Below are 15,008 nucleotides of genomic sequence, written 5' to 3'. Positions count from 1 at the left end.
GGGGTTGTCGGACATTAACATATGGCTGGCCTTCGGTGCCGGCTTTGCATCGTTTATCTCACCTTGCTGCTTGCCGCTTTATCCCTCGTATCTTTCCTACATAACGGGGATTTCGGTTGCGGATTTGAAGGAGAATTCAAACGCGAAGCAAAAACGCATGCGAACGATGTCGCACACGTTGTTTTTTATTTTAGGTTTTTGTACCGTTTATTATGCGTTAGGCTACGGTACGAATGTCTTTGCTGAATTCTTCAGCGAATATAGACAGCTTATTCGGCAATTATCCGCAATTCTGATCATACTGATGGGCTTGTTTCTAATCGGCCTCTTCCAGCCCCAATTGCTGCTGAAGGAAAGACGAATGAATCTCATTCCAAAGAAAGCTAATTATGTCAGCTCTTTTATTTTTGGAATCGGGTTTTCCGCAGGCTGGACGCCTTGCATGGGACCGGCTTTGACTGCGATATTAGGGCTTGCCGCAACAGAGCCAGGCACTTGGTTTCAATTAACGACTGCATATGCGCTCGGCTTTGCTATTCCTTTTTTCGTTCTCGCCTTTTTCCTAGGCACAGCGAGATGGATACTGAAATATTCCGCTACAGTTATGAAAATCGGCGGTGCGGTCATGATATTAATGGGACTACTGCTTTTCACGGATCAAATGACCAAAATTACCATTTGGCTTAACATGATTACGCCGGAATGGCTCGCATTTTAATCGAATAAGAATCCATTACGTGAAGTATTCAATCTTCGCTTCTGGGAAATGCTCGAAGATGCGCTCCGATAAGTACATGCGGAGCGCATTTGCTTGTTCATCAGGGTATACGTATTTTCCTTGTCCCCATCGGCCCCATTTGTATTTTCGTTTTTCGATATCCATTTCGAGCTTCGTCCGAGGGTAGCGTTTCTCGATCACGGCTTTAGCCGTTTTAGTGAATCGATGTTGAATCAGCTCAAAGGTCAAATCCTTGGTTACATCGGATGGGAGCTGTGCAGCAAGTGCAGCTATAAGCTCGCCAAAGCCTTCTTCCCAGCCTTCATGCCAAATAATCGGAGCAATGATGAAACCCATCGGATAGCCGGCTCTAGCTACCTTTGCGGCAGCCTCAATGCGCTGTTCGAAGCTTGAGGTAGCAGGTTCGAAGTTTTTAATGACATATTTGGCATTTACGCTAAAGCGTATCCTCGTATGCCCGTTATGATGGGCGTCTAATAGCGACTCGACATGATGGAATTTAGTTACAAACCGAAGACGTCCGTGCTCTTGCGTACCCATGTAGTCAATGAGCTCCCTAAGACTGCCTGTGATCGGCTCCAGGCCGACGGGATCGGATGTACATGCGGCTTCAAAGCGGGTTATTTCGGGCTTTCGTTCATCGATATAACCTTGTGCGGCGTGCAAGATATCGTCCATATTGACATACACTCTTATATAAGGCTTGGCACCTAAGGTCGTCTGTAAGTAGCAATAATGGCAATGAGCCATACAACCGGTAGCAATCGGAATGGCATATTCAGCTGACGGCTTCGATGTGTCGAACTTTAACGTTTTGCGAATGCCGACGACAAGCGTTCTTTTAGCTATTTTGTATTGCTCCAGCTCGGTATCTCCAGGCAAATTCGTAATCCGATTATGGGAAGTAGTCATTCTATAGGGAATGCCTTCTTTCTTCACCCATTCGAATATTCGCTGCCCCTTCGGATAGTCTAACGCGGATGGTTCAAAATATACAAGCTCGGGAACAAAGGAAAGGGTGGAGCGGTTCGTCCTGGGACGTTCAATCACAGCTGTGCTCATCGACATTCCTCCAAAGGTTGTTTCAATAATGGGTCATCTTATTGTGTGACGGAAGTTCGCTGCTGAATCTGGAAAGTTTCAGCGTGAATTATAATTTACGGATGTTTTGATCAAGAGTACGGGTTGCAGTGCAAGCAGCGAACAGTGTATGATACTAAGAGTAACGCCTACGTAGTAAGGTGAAGAAGTATGGTTAGGGGGTTCTTCAGTGCCGACACCGAGCATGGAAGACTACTTGGAAAGAATTTATAAGCTCATTGATGAAAAGGGGTACGCGCGTGTCTCGGACATTGCAGAAGGACTAGAGGTTCATCCGTCCTCTGTAACGAAAATGATTCAGAAGCTGGACAAAGATAACTATCTGATTTACGAGAAGTATCGCGGTCTTGTATTGACCAACAAAGGGAAGAAAATGGGCAAGAGGCTTGTCGATCGGCATCAGCTGCTGGAATCCTTCCTTACAACGATTGGCGTACAGGATGAGAATATTTATCAGGATGTTGAAGGAATAGAGCATCATCTGAGCTGGGATTCCATTACATGTATTGAAACGTTAGTTGAATATTTCCGAAGGGATTCACATAGAATGGACGAGCTTCGTGCCGTTCGTGCGGAGATGGACAGCGAGTGATACATAACGATACAGAAAAGGTCTGGAGCAATGATGCTCCAGACCTTTTTGTGTCATGATCATTCAATGATACTTGGGTAAATTATCATCATCTTTGCCGCCTTCGATGACGCGGAACGGCATCGTTTTGGAGCGTGGCTTCTTTGGTTTGGTTTTAGCTGCGGTTGCCCTGCTTGGCGTGACATGAGTTCGACCTTGCTGAGCTCCGCCAGTTCGCAAGAAGGAAGGCGGATATTTGTAAAGCAAGAAAATTCCGCCTAGAATCACGATCGGGATAACAAAACTCATTAGATTTGTAACCATGCTGTTAGCGAGTCCAATGACTAGCAGAGCGAGTAACGTGATCGACCATACATTCCATTTCCCGGATGATCTGCTCATGCTCAATACCGCCTTTCTAGTTCTAAACTTACTTATTTCATTTGTTTGTCGAGCTCGAGCATCCGATTGAAAGATGCAATGGAAACGGCAACCTGCTCATCGCGAGGTTCTTTCGTTGTAAGCAGTTGAAGCCAAAGCCCAGGATAGCCTAAGTAGCGAAGTACTGGGATTTCACGCAATGCGTTCGTCCAGCGAAGCACCTCGTAGGATAGGCCGAGCACTAACGGCAGCAGCAGGATGCGAATATAGACGCGTTCCCAGATCGTGTCCCAAGTAAAGATCGGTAGGGAATACACGACGACCCCGACGATTACAGTAAATACGATAAAGCTTGAACCGCAGCGATAGTGCAGTCTGCTGTACTTTTGCACATTGCGAATGGTAAGCTCTTCGCCGGCTTCGTATGCGCTGATTACTTTATGCTCAGCGCCGTGATATTGAAACAGACGCTTAATTAACGGTGTCATCGAAATGAAATACAAATATGCGAGCAGTAGGATGATTTTGATAAGACCTTCTAACAGGTTATGACCAACTTTGTTTTCAAATACCCCTGAAAAAAGCAATTCTTCAAGTGCAGCAGGAGCGGCGGTGAATATGAGCTTGCCGAAGATAAAGGAGAGCACACCGGCAACGGCTACGCCTACGATCATGCTGAGGCTCCAGCCTTGTTTTTTCTCTTCTTTCACGATTGGTGCTAGCTCTTGAGCTGGCTGCTGTTTTTCTTCGCCGGCTTCATCCTCTGCATAGGCCTCCATGGAGAAGTTCAAATGCTGAGAGCCTTTGGCGCTTGATTCCAGTATGCCTACCACGCCTCTAATGAGCGGAATTTTCTTCAGAGCTTGAATCCAGCTTTTAGTGGTACGGGGCACTTCATAAAATACGATTTCATCATTCTTGCGCCGAACAGCTGTTACGTTAACGTGTTTTCCTGCAAACATCACGCCTTCAATAACCGCTTGTCCGCCATAAATGCTTCGGGAGTCTTGCGGCAAGTGCTTGTCACCATCCTTGAGTAGAATATCGTCTGCGCTTCTGCGACGAATGTACCTTAAACTTTGTAAGTCTATTGTACTTGATCTAATAGCCAAATGCCAACGTCGGCAAAATGTAAGGTAAGGCAAAAGGGCTGGCGGACCGTGGTTACGGATCTGCAATAATTCACATACTAATCCGAGTAAGGTTGAAAATAGGATTGGGGGCTTTCATGATGGCGGGTAACAATCAGAGAAACGGTTATGACAAGCAGCAGCATCACACGAATCCGTGGCTCTATCCGATTCAAATTGGTTTTTTCGCAGGGCTGATATGGGGAATTATACGCTGGATGTTTTATGAAATGAAATTCACAAAGGTGCTTCCCGGCTTTGCGGCAGATCCGTTTTTCAAAGAGTCGTTTTTGAAGACAGCTTGGGGTGAGGTTGTAGGGATCGCTTTTTTCGTGCTGTTCTCGATCGCAGCAGCATTGCTGTACAAAGTGGCATTAGGAAAGCTGCGTGGTCCATGGCCTGGTGTTGTATATGGCGCAATATGGTGGGCGGTATTATTTGTTGCTTTAGGGCCGCTGCTCCAATTCACGGACGGCATCCGGAAAGAGGGCTGGAATACGCTTTATACGGAGCTTTGCGTGTTTCTGCTCTGGGGCCTGTTTATCGGGTATTCCATTGCCTTCGAGTTCACGGACGAGGCATCGCGCGAGCCAATTAAAGCTCAGTAACGAGTTCTGCTTCTCAAGCAGCGGACATTTGTGGTAAAATGGCTAATGATCTTTGAACCTATGATGAATTCGGTTGCTTGGGAGGTGCATTCATGCACGAAATCGTTATTTTGAACGGGCCGAACTTGAACATGCTCGGTATACGCGAGCCAGAAGTATACGGATCGGAAACGTTAGCAGACATTGAATCGCTCTTGAAGAATAAAGCCGAGATGCTTGGCGTCTCCGTTACGTTCTTCCAAACGAATCATGAGGGCGAGATGATTGATCGCATACATAGTGCTTTCGGCAAGGCAGACGGCATTGTTATTAATCCCGGTGCTTGGACGCATTACAGCTATGCTTTGCGCGACGCTCTTAGCTCTATTGGAATTCCCATCATCGAGGTACATATGTCAAACATTCACAAACGGGAATCATTCCGCCATGTATCCGTTGTGGCTGCGATTGCAGTCGGCCAAATAGCGGGCTTCGGCTCACAGAGCTATGAACTCGGATTGACAGCGCTTGTCGGCCACTTGGACAAAAGGCAAGAAGCTAAGAAAGGGTGATATGGTTATGCCAAACGAGCGAGTAAAACGACTTCGTCAGCTGATGGAAGAGCATCGCTTTGAAGCGATTTTAATTGGCAGCGAATATAACCGCCGCTATATTAGCGGCTTCACAGGTTCGTCTGGTATGGTGCTCATTACGCTGGACAAGAGCTACCTGCTAACGGATTTCCGCTATCGCACGCAAGCGCCGCAGCAGGCAGTCGGTTTTCAAATTGTTGAGCATGGGGCTAATCCGCTTGCTGAGGTACGAGATATTCTATCGGAGGAGAAGCTTTCGAAGCTCGCTTTCGAACAGGATCATGTCGTATACAGCGAATTCACTGCTTGGACGAAAACGCTTGGCGGCATCGTGCTTGAGCCTGCGTCCGGTCTAGTTGAGCAGCTTCGCTACATTAAGGATGAGGCTGAGCTGCAGATTATGCAGGAGGCTGCCGATTTAGCGGACAGCACCTTCAGCCATATATTGAAGCTCATTAGACCTGGCGTTAGAGAGACGGATATCGCACTTGAAATGGAAGTGTACATGCGCAGTCATGGCGCCACATCTTCCTCATTTGATACCATCGTCGCTTCCGGCGAGCGTTCAGCATTGCCTCATGGGGTAGCCAGTGATCGCATTATCGGCAATAATGAGTTTGTGAAGCTTGATTTTGGCGCTTATTATAACGGGTATTGCTCCGATTTGACTCGTACGGTGGTCGTAGGTACGCCAACTGAGAAGCATCTGGAGATTTACAATATCGTTCTTGAGGCGCAATTGCATGCTCTTGAGCATATCAAGCCGGGCATGACAGGTCGTGAGGCAGACGCTCTAACTCGCGATATCATAACCAAATACGGTTATGGCGATCTGTTCGGACATGGGACAGGGCATGGACTTGGCATGGAGATTCATGAAGCGCCGAGACTGTCCAAGCTTAGCGAAACGATTTTAACCCCCGGCATGACGGTTACGGTTGAACCCGGCATTTACGTACCAGGCTTCGGCGGCGTACGCATTGAGGATGACATCGTTATTACGGAAACCGGTATTAAAATATTAACCTCATCCCCGAAGGATTTGATCACTCTGGGGTAAGGACCATTCATTCAGGAGGGAATCAGCAATGATTTCAGTAAACGATTTTAAAACAGGCTTGACCGTGCAAGTAGACACCGATATTTTTACCGTTCTAGACTTCCAGCACGTTAAGCCAGGCAAAGGCGCGGCATTCGTTCGTTCCAAGCTGAAAAACCTTCGCAACGGAAACGTTGTTGAGAAAACCTTCCGTGCAGGCGAGAGCATTGGCCGCGCGATCATCGAAAACCGCGAAGTTCAATACTTGTACAACTCGGGTTCGGAGTACACATTCATGGATAATGAAACGTTTGACCAGTTCAACCTGGACAAGAAGCAGCTTGAGTGGGAGCTTAACTTCCTGAAAGAGAACATGAACGTAAACATTTCCAGCTACCAAGGTGAAATTCTTGGCATTCAAATGCAAAACAGCGTTGATCTGAAAGTAATTGAAACAGAGCCGGGTGTTAAAGGAAATACGGCACAGGGCGCTACGAAAACTGCTAAGGTTGAAACTGGCCTTAATGTTCAAGTTCCGCTTTTCATTAACGAAGGTGACGTTTTGCTAATCGATACTCGCGAGGGTAAATACATCTCACGCGCTTAGATTGCTGCAGTTAAAACCGTCCGAATGTATTCGGACGGTTTTTTTGTAGGTGGATATACCCATTGCACGGATCATTGTGATATAATATTGACTTGTATGTATATGTCAGGGTTGGGAGTGAATCAGCTTTGTCGTTGATCGTGATGAAGTTTGGCGGCAGCTCCGTAGGAACGCCGGAGCGGATGCAGCGTGTAGCGAAACGTATTATTGAGAGGCAGCAGGAGGGCAACGATATCGTTGTCGTCGTTTCTGCCATGGGAGATACGACTGACGATTTAATCGATCAGTCGAAGCAGCTTCATTCAAACCCGCCGGCGCGGGAGATGGATATGCTGTTATCAGTTGGAGAACAAATATCAATCGCATTGCTTTCGATGACTGTCCATCAGCTAGGCGCTAAAGCGGTATCCTTTACAGGATGGCAAGCAGGCATTCGTACAGAAGCGATGCACGGCAAGGCGAAGATGACCAATATTCATCCGAATCGCGTGTTTAAGGCACTGGAGCAGGGGAATGTCGCGATTATCGCCGGTTTTCAAGGGATGACGGAAGATGGAGAAATTACTACACTCGGCCGCGGAGGATCTGACACAACCGCGGTTGCCATGGCAGCTGCGATGAAAGCAGATGTGTGCGAGATATATACCGATGTTGACGGGATTTATTCCACCGATCCGCGTGTTGTCAAAAATGCACGCAAGCTGAATGAGATTTCTTATGACGAGATGCTCGAGCTCGCCAATTTGGGAGCAGCAGTGCTGCATCCCCGCGCAGTCGAATATGCAAAGCATAATAATGTGAAGCTTGTCGTACGTTCCAGCTTTACCCAAAACGAAGGAACAAGTGTGAAGGAGGAAGCGGTCATGGAGCAAGGCGTGGTCGTTCGCGGCATTGCGTTTGACAAAAATGTAGCAAGAATTAGCATTATGGGTGTTGAAGACGTACCTGGCGTGCTTGCTAATGTGTTTGGCGCATTGGCAAACAATGCTATCGATGTCGATATCATTGTTCAAAGCGGCGTTCAGGACGGCAAAGCTGATTTCTCATTCACCGTCTCTGGAGACGACAAGGATAAAGCCATCTCGGTCATAGAAGGAATTCGCAGTACGGTTCCTTTCCGTGAAACGACTTCGGAATCTGATTTGGTTAAGGTTTCGATCGTAGGAGCGGGCATGGTCAGCAATCCAGGCGTAGCTGCCAAAATGTTCGCAACGATATCATCCATAGGCGTTAGCATTAAAATGGTAAGCACATCCGAAATCAAATGCTCATGTGTCATTTCCGCAGAGCCGCTAACCGAAGTTGTTCGCGCGCTTCACACGGCATACGGCCTTGATACGGTTGAGCAAGCATTCGTAGGCGGACCACAAGATCGACGTTAATAGCTGTTCCATCCAATAAAAAAGGCATGCTCCGTTAATGGGAGCATGCTTTTTTGCGCTGTTCAACCGTTTCTCGTTAATTGATCGCCATTCAGCCTCGGAACATCCTGATAGATGTCGATGGCCGAGCATGCCTCAATATCTTTTTTCATGCCAAGCTTCAGAAGCTTTTTCCCTGTCATGCCGTTTAATATCGTATCTTTTATAGAATCTGACTGGTTTCGGTATAAGGCTAGCATCGCAGCACCGAAATCATCCATCTCTACGGATACCGGGCATTGAGCATGAAGCCGATCCAGAACTAGTCCTGCGCATAAGCCATCTTCTATCGCGAATTCATCATGACTGCCGGCACATAATATGACCACGTCTCTTCGCAGCTCGACAGCCGCTCTTGCGCAAGCGCCTGCATTCAACAACGAGGCGGTTAGCACATGATCAGCCCTCATTGATTTATGAATGGCTCTCGTTCCATTCGTAGTCGTTAATATGATTCTTTTGCCGGCAACGCTTCTCTCCGTATACTCCTCAGGCGAATTTCCTAAATCAAATCCGACGATCTTCCGGCAAAAGCGCTCGCCTCCGAGCAAGTCTCCAGGGCGCTGAAGAGCCCTTGCTTCCATAACTGTTTCTGCCGGAATGATACAAGAAGCTCCAGCAGCCAAAGCCGTTACGATAGTGCTAGTAGCACGCAAAACATCGATGATGACAGCCGTCTTATGGTGGAACCTTGCGGAGCTGGCTTCATTTACACTGGAGATGACCTGCACTTGCATGGTTGGCATACCGCCTTTCTTAAACTCAATGCTCTATGATATGCGCATGCTCATGGGCAGGTGTCCGGTATGAAAGTCAGACAAGCCCGCATATAGATAAGTATTCATTTGTCTAGAAAAGGAGGTCACATCCCAATGTTAAACAAAATCGTGTTGACGATGGCTTCGCTGCGGCTCACGTCTGGAACGATCGAAATCTGTGCTGCGCTACTGATGCTGAGATTGAATCAGATTGACAAGGCGCTTGTCGTCAACTCTTCGCTAGCGCTTGTAGGTCCGCTCATTCTGATTGCTACGACGACAGTCGGGCTCGTCGGAATGTCTGATAAGCTGTCGCCTTCCAAGTTTCTATGGGTAGGCGCAGGTGTAATCTGTTTGATGATTGGTATTTTGAAAAAATAATAGATTCAACTCTAGCAAATCTGATTGGAACAGACATATTTTCGCAAGGAGCGCATACAAATAGGAACTACGAAGGACAAACACCCGGGAGTGATGATCACATGCTGGCACGCGTAGCACATTTATTGCCGCTGGAATTGAAGACGCTGCTGGAGCGCCTTCCAGAACCGATGCAGGAGCAGCTGGAGGAAATACGGATTCGTGAGGGACGGCCGCTAGAGATCGGCTTTCGCGGCCAATCTCGATTTATGATGAATGACGGTTCGCTGCGTCAGGCTGCCGACGGAGCATACAAGCCATCCGCAGATACTTGCCGTAAGCTGCTGGAGCGCATTACGAATTATTCCTTATACGCTATGGAAGAGGAGCTGAAGCGTGGCTTTATAACGGTTTCTGGCGGGCATCGTATTGGACTGGCTGGTAGAACGATATTGGACGGAGGCAGCGTGCGCGGCATTCGAGATATCGGCGCATTCAATATAAGGGTAGCCAGAGAAGTCATAGGCGCAAGCGCACACCTGATGCCCAAATTGATCGACCGTACGCGCAAAACACTTCACTCAACATTAATACTCGCTCCTCCACAGCAGGGAAAAACAACCTTGGTGAGAGACATTGCCAGATCAGTCAGCTACGGACTATGGCCAACCATTGAGGCTAGCGGCTGGCAGGGCAGGAAAGTAGGCATCGTAGACGAACGCTCCGAGATCGCAGCCTGCGTTCGCGGCATTCCGACCTTTGACGTCGGACCCCGAACCGATGTGATGGATGCTTGTCCCAAAGCGGAAGGCATGATGATGCTTGTAAGGTCGATGTCGCCGGAGGTGTTAATCATTGACGAAATCGGCAGGCCGGAAGATGGAGAGGCGATAAGGGAAGCGAGCCACGCGGGAATTAGCGTTGTTGCAACAGCACATGCTTATGACTTGCGTGATGCAAGGGGCAGGCCCGTGCTGCTGAAGCTGCTTGAAGAAGGTGCTTTTACTTACGTCGTAGAGCTGAAGCGTACGGAGCAGGGTGTCATGCATCGTGTGGTTCCGGCAGAGGCGATATCGGATAACCCGGCTCCTCGGGAAGCAACAGCCGCTCCGCGTTCATTGCCAAGCGCTGTGCACGCGTGGATGGGCAGACGGCGAGCTGATGATCCGTGATCAAACTGATCGGTGCAGCGCTCATCTTATTCGCAGGAACGATAATTGGCTTTCAGCAGGCTGCTAGGTATGCAGACAGGCCGAGGCAGCTTAGACAGCTTGCGCATGCTCTGCAGCGCCTGGAAACGGAAATCGGTTATGGGCATACGCCGCTGCCAGAAGCACTGGAGAGGACGGCTTCAGCAACTCCGGAGCCGCTTGCCGCGATATTCCGAAGAGCAGCTGCCGGCGTGTGGGAGACGGAGAGCTTTAGCTTCCGTGATAGCTGGGAGCAAGCGATCAAACAGCAATGGGATATGACCGCGATGAGAAAAAACGAGCAGTCCGTTCTGATTCGTCTAGGCTCCACGCTCGGAATTAGCGATAAGGAAGATCAATTGAAGCATATACATCTTGCTTTATTGCAACTGAAGTCCGAAGAAGACACGGCAAGAGAAGACCAAGGTCGTTACGAGAAAATGTGGAAAAGTCTCGGGCTTTTGATCGCTGTGCTGGTCGTCATTTTGATGGTGTAGTGGGGTGCCGCATAGATGGACATGGATGTGAGCGCCATTTTCCAAATTGCTGGAATCGGAATCATTATTGCCATGATTCATTCCGTTCTGAAGCAGATGGGGAAGGAAGACATGGCGCACTGGGTTACCGTTATAGGTTTTGTCGTCGTGCTTTTTATGGTCGTTCGGCTTCTTAATGAATTGTTTCAGGAAATCAAGTCGATATTTCTGTTCCAGTAGACGTCATGTTGGAAGACGTTCATGCAAGCAGGTGAGTAAAGTGGAAATGATTCAAATCGTCGGTCTAGGTCTAATGGCCACGGTGCTTATTCTTGTCGTGCGGGAGCAAAAGCCGATGTTCGCTTTTTTGCTCGCAGCGTTCACGGGATTATTCATTTTCCTGTATTTGATCGGCAAAATCGAAATCGTCATTACCGTGCTCGAGGATCTGGCTAATCGTTCAGGCATTCCTTCCATTTACTTGAAGACGATACTGAAAATAATCGGTATTGCCTATATCGCGGAATTTGGCGCACAGATCGTAAGGGACGCAGGACAAGAAAGCATTGCATCCAAAATCGAATTTGCAGGCAAGGTGTTCATTCTCGTCATGGCCGTTCCTATTATAAGCGTTATCGTTGAGACCGTAATCGGACTGCTGCCGGATGGGAGTTGATGCCGATGATTAACCTCACTCCTACGCGGGAGAGAGCCAAGCTGTTGTTATTCGTTTTGATTGCTGCGTTTCTGTATTCTTTTGTGCCCTCTATCGGATATGCAATGGGTGGCGAGCAGAATGTGCCTGTGCAGAGTGCTCAGGCTGAGGCAGACGAGCTCTCGAAAGAGCTGACGAGCGAACAACTGGGCGGATTGGATACAGAGGCCGTTGAATCATATTGGAACAAGCTCTCAAGCGAGTATGGCGGTTATTTTCCCGACCAGCATGTTCCAAGCTTTATGGAAATGATTCTGCCAGGCGGCGATGGCTTAAAGTTGACGGATATGCTCCAAGGACTTCTGAAATATTTGTGGCATGAAGTGCTCTACAATGGGAAGCTTCTTGTGACGATCGTGATGCTGACGGTATTCAGCATGGTGCTGGAGACGCTGCAAAATGCCTTTGAACGCAATGCTGTCAGCAAAGTCGCATATTCCATTACGTACATGGTATTGATCATCATCGCAGTCAACAGCTTCCATGTAGCAATGGGTTACGCCAAAGGGGCAATCGAAAGCATGATTCAATTCATGCTGGCCATGGTACCGCTGCTGTTGACGCTGCTGGCTTCAATGGGCAACGTTGTGACGGTATCGGTCCTTCATCCACTTATTATTTTTATGATCCATGCGGTCGGGACGCTTATTTATACGCTGGTGTTTCCGCTGCTCTTTTTCTCGGCGGTGCTCCATATCACAAGCGCGCTTTCTGAGAAATTCAAGGTAACGCAGCTGGCCAATCTATTAAGAAACATCGGAGTCGGTATTTTGGGTGTGCTGCTTACCGCGTTTCTTGGTGTCATCTCGGTACAAGGCGTAACGGGTGCGGTAACCGATGGAGTCACGCTCAGAACGGCCAAATTTGTAACCGGCAACTTTGTACCCGTAGTCGGGCGCATGTTCTCGGATGCGGCTGATACGGTCATATCGGCATCCATGCTTGCCAAAAACGCGATAGGCCTGGCTGGCGTAATCATATTGCTATTCATCAGCGCGTTCCCTGCAATCAAAATATTGACGCTGGCGCTTATTTACAATATTGCTGCTGCGGTCATGCAGCCGCTGGGAGACTCGCCAATCGTGACCTGTTTGGAAACGATCGGCAAGACGATGATTTATGTTTTTGCAGCTCTCGCTGCTGTCAGTCTCATGTTTTTTCTTGCCGTTACGATTATTTTGACTGCAGGCAATGCATCGTTGATGGTTAGGTAAGGAAGGGGACGAGTAACTTGGTTGCTTGGTTAAGCGATTGGCTGAGGGATATTATCGCAGTCATCCTGCTCGCGGTATTCGTAGAACTGCTGCTTCCAAACAGAGCGATGCAGCGTTATGCCAGGCTGGTTGTCGGTTTGTTCATCCTTCTAACCATCCTCTCTCCGATTCTGAAGCTTATTCAAAGCGATATAGGGGCAAAGCTGGATGAAGGCATGGAGAAGTGGAGTCGAACGGCTGCTGCGGACAGTGCGCAGATGACAGGGCTTAGCCAAATCAAACTGGATGCGGAGGCTATGAGCGCAAAGCGTAATCTGGAAGCCGCTAAATTGACAGAAAGAACGCTTGAGGCCTCCATGCGCAATGAATTGCTCGAACGTTCGGATGCGGCTGTAGCCGACGTGGATGCGGTTTTAAAGTGGGTGACTGCGTCTGGTCAGCAAACGCCTTATCTCAGTCAAGTAACCATCACGCTCAAAGCGCCAGAAAATAACAGCGGCTATTTTAAGGAAGGTGCATCCGTGGAAAAGGTACAGCCAGTCATTGTTGATGTGGAAGTGGAGCCAATGGAGTCCGTGAGCCCATACGCAAGCGAGCCGCAGGTGAGGAATGGTCAAAGTCAGGCAGATCAGGTGGAAGGCAACTGGTCTAGAGCAGATCCCGCGGTCACAGCTGAGCTCAGCAGTCTGATTGCAAAAGGCTGGGGTCTTAACCAGGAGCAGATCGTGGTCAGACAGCCGGCCGTAAAGCCGCTGCAGAAATAAAGTCGCGTACTGAGAGGAGGTAAGGCGCGGTGGCCAAATGGCTGGAAGGCATAGAATCGGCGGTTGGCGGCGGTCCAGGCGGCCCGAAGCGAATTCGGACGCTGCGAATTTTGCTAATCGTTGGTGGGATTGGCGCGGCGCTGATGATTGTGAATTCATTTCTGACCTATAAGGAAGTAGATCCCTCTGCACAGGATCCGAATCCCCCGCCGCAAACCGAGACGGTTTGGAATAATGCGGATTCTTCTTCGGGATCCTTGTTCAACGCTATCGAGCATCCGCTCGAGATTAGACTAAAAGAAATTTTAGAGAAAATTGTCGGGGTAGGTACCGTTGACGTGCTGGTAACGGTTGATTCTACGGAAGAAATCGAAATCGTGCGGAATACGCAGGAATCACAGCAGGTTACGGACGAGAACGATCCAAGCGGCGGCAAACGGCATATCACCTCTATTACGAAAGACGGTCAGGTTGTCTTGTACGAGGTTTCCGGCGATCAGAAGCCTATCGTTACCAAAACGATTAACCCGCGCATACGCGGTATTCTCATAGTGGCAAAGGGCGCCGAAAACGCAACGGTAAGGCGACTTATCGTCAATGCGGTTGAGAAAGGCGTGAGCGTACCGGTTAATCGAATATCAGTCGTGCCAAGCAAGCAATAAAAAATTCGAATCAATGGGAGGGTGTTCACATGAACACAAAAAGACAAACGGTATGGCTCGTATCAATGCTCAGCTTAATGGTGGTATTATCTGCTTATTACTTATTCACGCAGGATGTCGACAAGCCGGATGTGCTGACAGATGGCTCGCAAACAGAGCAAGCAGCGAACAATGCTACGGAAGCGGCGGCAAATAGTGACGGCTTGGTAGTCAATGAAGTGGAACAGCCAGTGGATGAGAGCATTCTTAGCGAGGCTGACAAAGAAACGTTAAGCCAAATCGATGCGCAAGGTCTCGCAGCAGGCGGATTGTTCAGCGAACTGCTAGCAAAGCGCGAGCTTAAAAACACAGAGATGGAGAACCGTATTATGGCCGCTATTAGCGACTCGCAGAAAAAGCCTGAGGAAGCGTCTGCTGCACTAGCCGAGCTTGAGATGCTGGAGGAAAAAACCTCTAAGTTAACGGGCATTGAATCCGAGCTGCTTAAGCAATATGAGACTGTGGTCATTGACGAGCAAAGCGATAAATTCAACGTTGTGGTCTCCAGCGAGAAGCTTGAGAAAAAACAAGCTGCAGACATTATTAAATTGGTGATGAGCACGATGGAAGTCGGTGCGGATCAAGTATCCGTCAGATATATTCCTTAAGGAGCAGTGTGCTGAAATACGTAGAAAAGGCTTTGCCGTTCCAGCTTGCGAGC

At 48.5% G+C, this 15,008-nt stretch carries 20 protein-coding genes; 16 read left to right on the top strand and 4 right to left on the bottom strand.

Features of this window, described 5'->3' with window-relative positions; genetic code table 11:
- Positions 1-4 precede the first annotated feature (4 nt).
- Positions 5-718, top strand: coding sequence for a cytochrome c biogenesis CcdA family protein (locus tag AB4Z29_RS06020; RefSeq protein WP_183568127.1), 714 nt, complete (start codon positions 5-7; stop codon positions 716-718).
- Positions 719-733: 15 nt separating this feature from the next.
- Here AB4Z29_RS06020 and splB read toward each other — a convergent pair whose 3' ends face one another.
- The gene (gene splB, locus AB4Z29_RS06015; RefSeq protein WP_441942171.1) at positions 734-1,801 is read right to left on the bottom strand and encodes a spore photoproduct lyase; all 1,068 of its coding nucleotides are present in this window, start codon (positions 1,799-1,801) and stop codon (positions 734-736) included.
- Between the two features lie 208 nt (positions 1,802-2,009).
- On the opposite strand from splB, the gene mntR reads away from it, so the two are divergent.
- Positions 2,010-2,432: a transcriptional regulator MntR gene (gene mntR, locus AB4Z29_RS06010; protein ID WP_441942170.1), complete on the top strand. Its 423-nt coding sequence runs from the start codon at positions 2,010-2,012 to the stop codon at positions 2,430-2,432.
- A gap of 63 nt (positions 2,433-2,495) precedes the next feature.
- Here mntR and AB4Z29_RS06005 read toward each other — a convergent pair whose 3' ends face one another.
- Complete coding sequence (locus tag AB4Z29_RS06005) at positions 2,496-2,813, bottom strand: hypothetical protein (RefSeq protein ID WP_441942169.1); 318 nt, start codon at positions 2,811-2,813, stop codon at positions 2,496-2,498.
- Positions 2,814-2,845: 32 nt separating this feature from the next.
- Complete coding sequence (locus tag AB4Z29_RS06000; protein ID WP_441942168.1) at positions 2,846-3,808, bottom strand: DUF1385 domain-containing protein; 963 nt, start codon at positions 3,806-3,808, stop codon at positions 2,846-2,848.
- A 212-nt stretch (positions 3,809-4,020) separates the two neighbouring features.
- Between AB4Z29_RS06000 and AB4Z29_RS05995 the strand changes: the two genes are divergently transcribed.
- The 5 genes from AB4Z29_RS05995 (at position 4,021) to AB4Z29_RS05975 (ending at position 8,130) form a co-directional block, all read left to right on the top strand.
- Positions 4,021-4,530, top strand: coding sequence for a YqhR family membrane protein (locus tag AB4Z29_RS05995; protein WP_441942167.1), 510 nt, complete (start codon positions 4,021-4,023; stop codon positions 4,528-4,530).
- Positions 4,531-4,622: 92 nt separating this feature from the next.
- Positions 4,623-5,081, top strand: coding sequence for a type II 3-dehydroquinate dehydratase (gene aroQ / locus AB4Z29_RS05990; protein WP_441942166.1), 459 nt, complete (start codon positions 4,623-4,625; stop codon positions 5,079-5,081).
- Between the two features lie 7 nt (positions 5,082-5,088).
- Positions 5,089-6,162, top strand: a complete 1,074-nt coding sequence (locus AB4Z29_RS05985; protein WP_441942165.1) for a M24 family metallopeptidase — start codon at positions 5,089-5,091, stop codon at positions 6,160-6,162.
- Between the two features lie 28 nt (positions 6,163-6,190).
- Positions 6,191-6,748 (top strand): elongation factor P, encoded by a 558-nt coding sequence (efp, locus tag AB4Z29_RS05980; RefSeq protein ID WP_441942164.1) that lies wholly within the window; start codon positions 6,191-6,193, stop codon positions 6,746-6,748.
- A gap of 128 nt (positions 6,749-6,876) precedes the next feature.
- Positions 6,877-8,130 carry an aspartate kinase gene (locus AB4Z29_RS05975; protein ID WP_441942163.1) on the top strand — a complete coding sequence of 418 codons (1,254 nt, stop codon included), beginning with the start codon at positions 6,877-6,879 and terminating at the stop codon, positions 8,128-8,130.
- Positions 8,131-8,192: 62 nt separating this feature from the next.
- On the opposite strand, the gene AB4Z29_RS05970 is transcribed toward AB4Z29_RS05975, so the two are convergent.
- A complete protein-coding gene (locus tag AB4Z29_RS05970) occupies positions 8,193-8,906 on the bottom strand; it encodes a 2-phosphosulfolactate phosphatase (RefSeq protein ID WP_441942162.1) in 714 nt (237 codons plus the stop codon).
- A gap of 135 nt (positions 8,907-9,041) precedes the next feature.
- Here AB4Z29_RS05970 and AB4Z29_RS05965 point away from each other — a divergent pair, with 135 nt between their 5' ends.
- The 9 genes from AB4Z29_RS05965 (at position 9,042) to AB4Z29_RS05925 (ending at position 14,955) form a co-directional block, all read left to right on the top strand.
- Entirely contained in the window at positions 9,042-9,308 is a 267-nt protein-coding gene (locus tag AB4Z29_RS05965; RefSeq protein WP_169081913.1) for a YqhV family protein, read from the top strand.
- Between the two features lie 101 nt (positions 9,309-9,409).
- Positions 9,410-10,459, top strand: a complete 1,050-nt coding sequence (gene spoIIIAA / locus AB4Z29_RS05960; protein ID WP_441942161.1) for a stage III sporulation protein AA — start codon at positions 9,410-9,412, stop codon at positions 10,457-10,459.
- Complete coding sequence (gene spoIIIAB, locus AB4Z29_RS05955) at positions 10,456-10,974, top strand: stage III sporulation protein SpoIIIAB (protein ID WP_441942160.1); 519 nt, start codon at positions 10,456-10,458, stop codon at positions 10,972-10,974. Before spoIIIAA ends, spoIIIAB begins: the two co-directional genes overlap by 4 nt.
- 15 nt (positions 10,975-10,989) lie before the next feature.
- Positions 10,990-11,193, top strand: coding sequence for a stage III sporulation protein AC (spoIIIAC, locus tag AB4Z29_RS05950; protein WP_183568097.1), 204 nt, complete (start codon positions 10,990-10,992; stop codon positions 11,191-11,193).
- Between the two features lie 40 nt (positions 11,194-11,233).
- The gene (spoIIIAD, locus tag AB4Z29_RS05945) at positions 11,234-11,629 is read left to right on the top strand and encodes a stage III sporulation protein AD (protein ID WP_183568094.1); all 396 of its coding nucleotides are present in this window, start codon (positions 11,234-11,236) and stop codon (positions 11,627-11,629) included.
- Positions 11,630-11,634: 5 nt separating this feature from the next.
- On the top strand, positions 11,635-12,882 hold the full coding sequence (gene spoIIIAE, locus AB4Z29_RS05940) for a stage III sporulation protein AE (protein WP_441942159.1): 1,248 nt from the start codon (positions 11,635-11,637) through the stop codon (positions 12,880-12,882).
- Between the two features lie 17 nt (positions 12,883-12,899).
- Positions 12,900-13,646, top strand: a complete 747-nt coding sequence (spoIIIAF, locus tag AB4Z29_RS05935) for a stage III sporulation protein AF (protein ID WP_441942158.1) — start codon at positions 12,900-12,902, stop codon at positions 13,644-13,646.
- A 29-nt stretch (positions 13,647-13,675) separates the two neighbouring features.
- Entirely contained in the window at positions 13,676-14,308 is a 633-nt protein-coding gene (gene spoIIIAG / locus AB4Z29_RS05930) for a stage III sporulation protein AG (protein ID WP_441942157.1), read from the top strand.
- A gap of 29 nt (positions 14,309-14,337) precedes the next feature.
- The gene (locus AB4Z29_RS05925; protein WP_441942156.1) at positions 14,338-14,955 is read left to right on the top strand and encodes a SpoIIIAH-like family protein; all 618 of its coding nucleotides are present in this window, start codon (positions 14,338-14,340) and stop codon (positions 14,953-14,955) included.
- Positions 14,956-15,008: the final 53 nt, after the last annotated feature.

This window comes from Paenibacillus sp. 2TAB23 (assembly GCF_052115165.1).
Lineage (GTDB): Bacteria > Bacillota > Bacilli > Paenibacillales > Paenibacillaceae > Pristimantibacillus.
The sequence above is the reverse complement of the archived record's forward strand: the minus strand, read 5'-3'. Positions and strand labels throughout refer to the sequence as shown.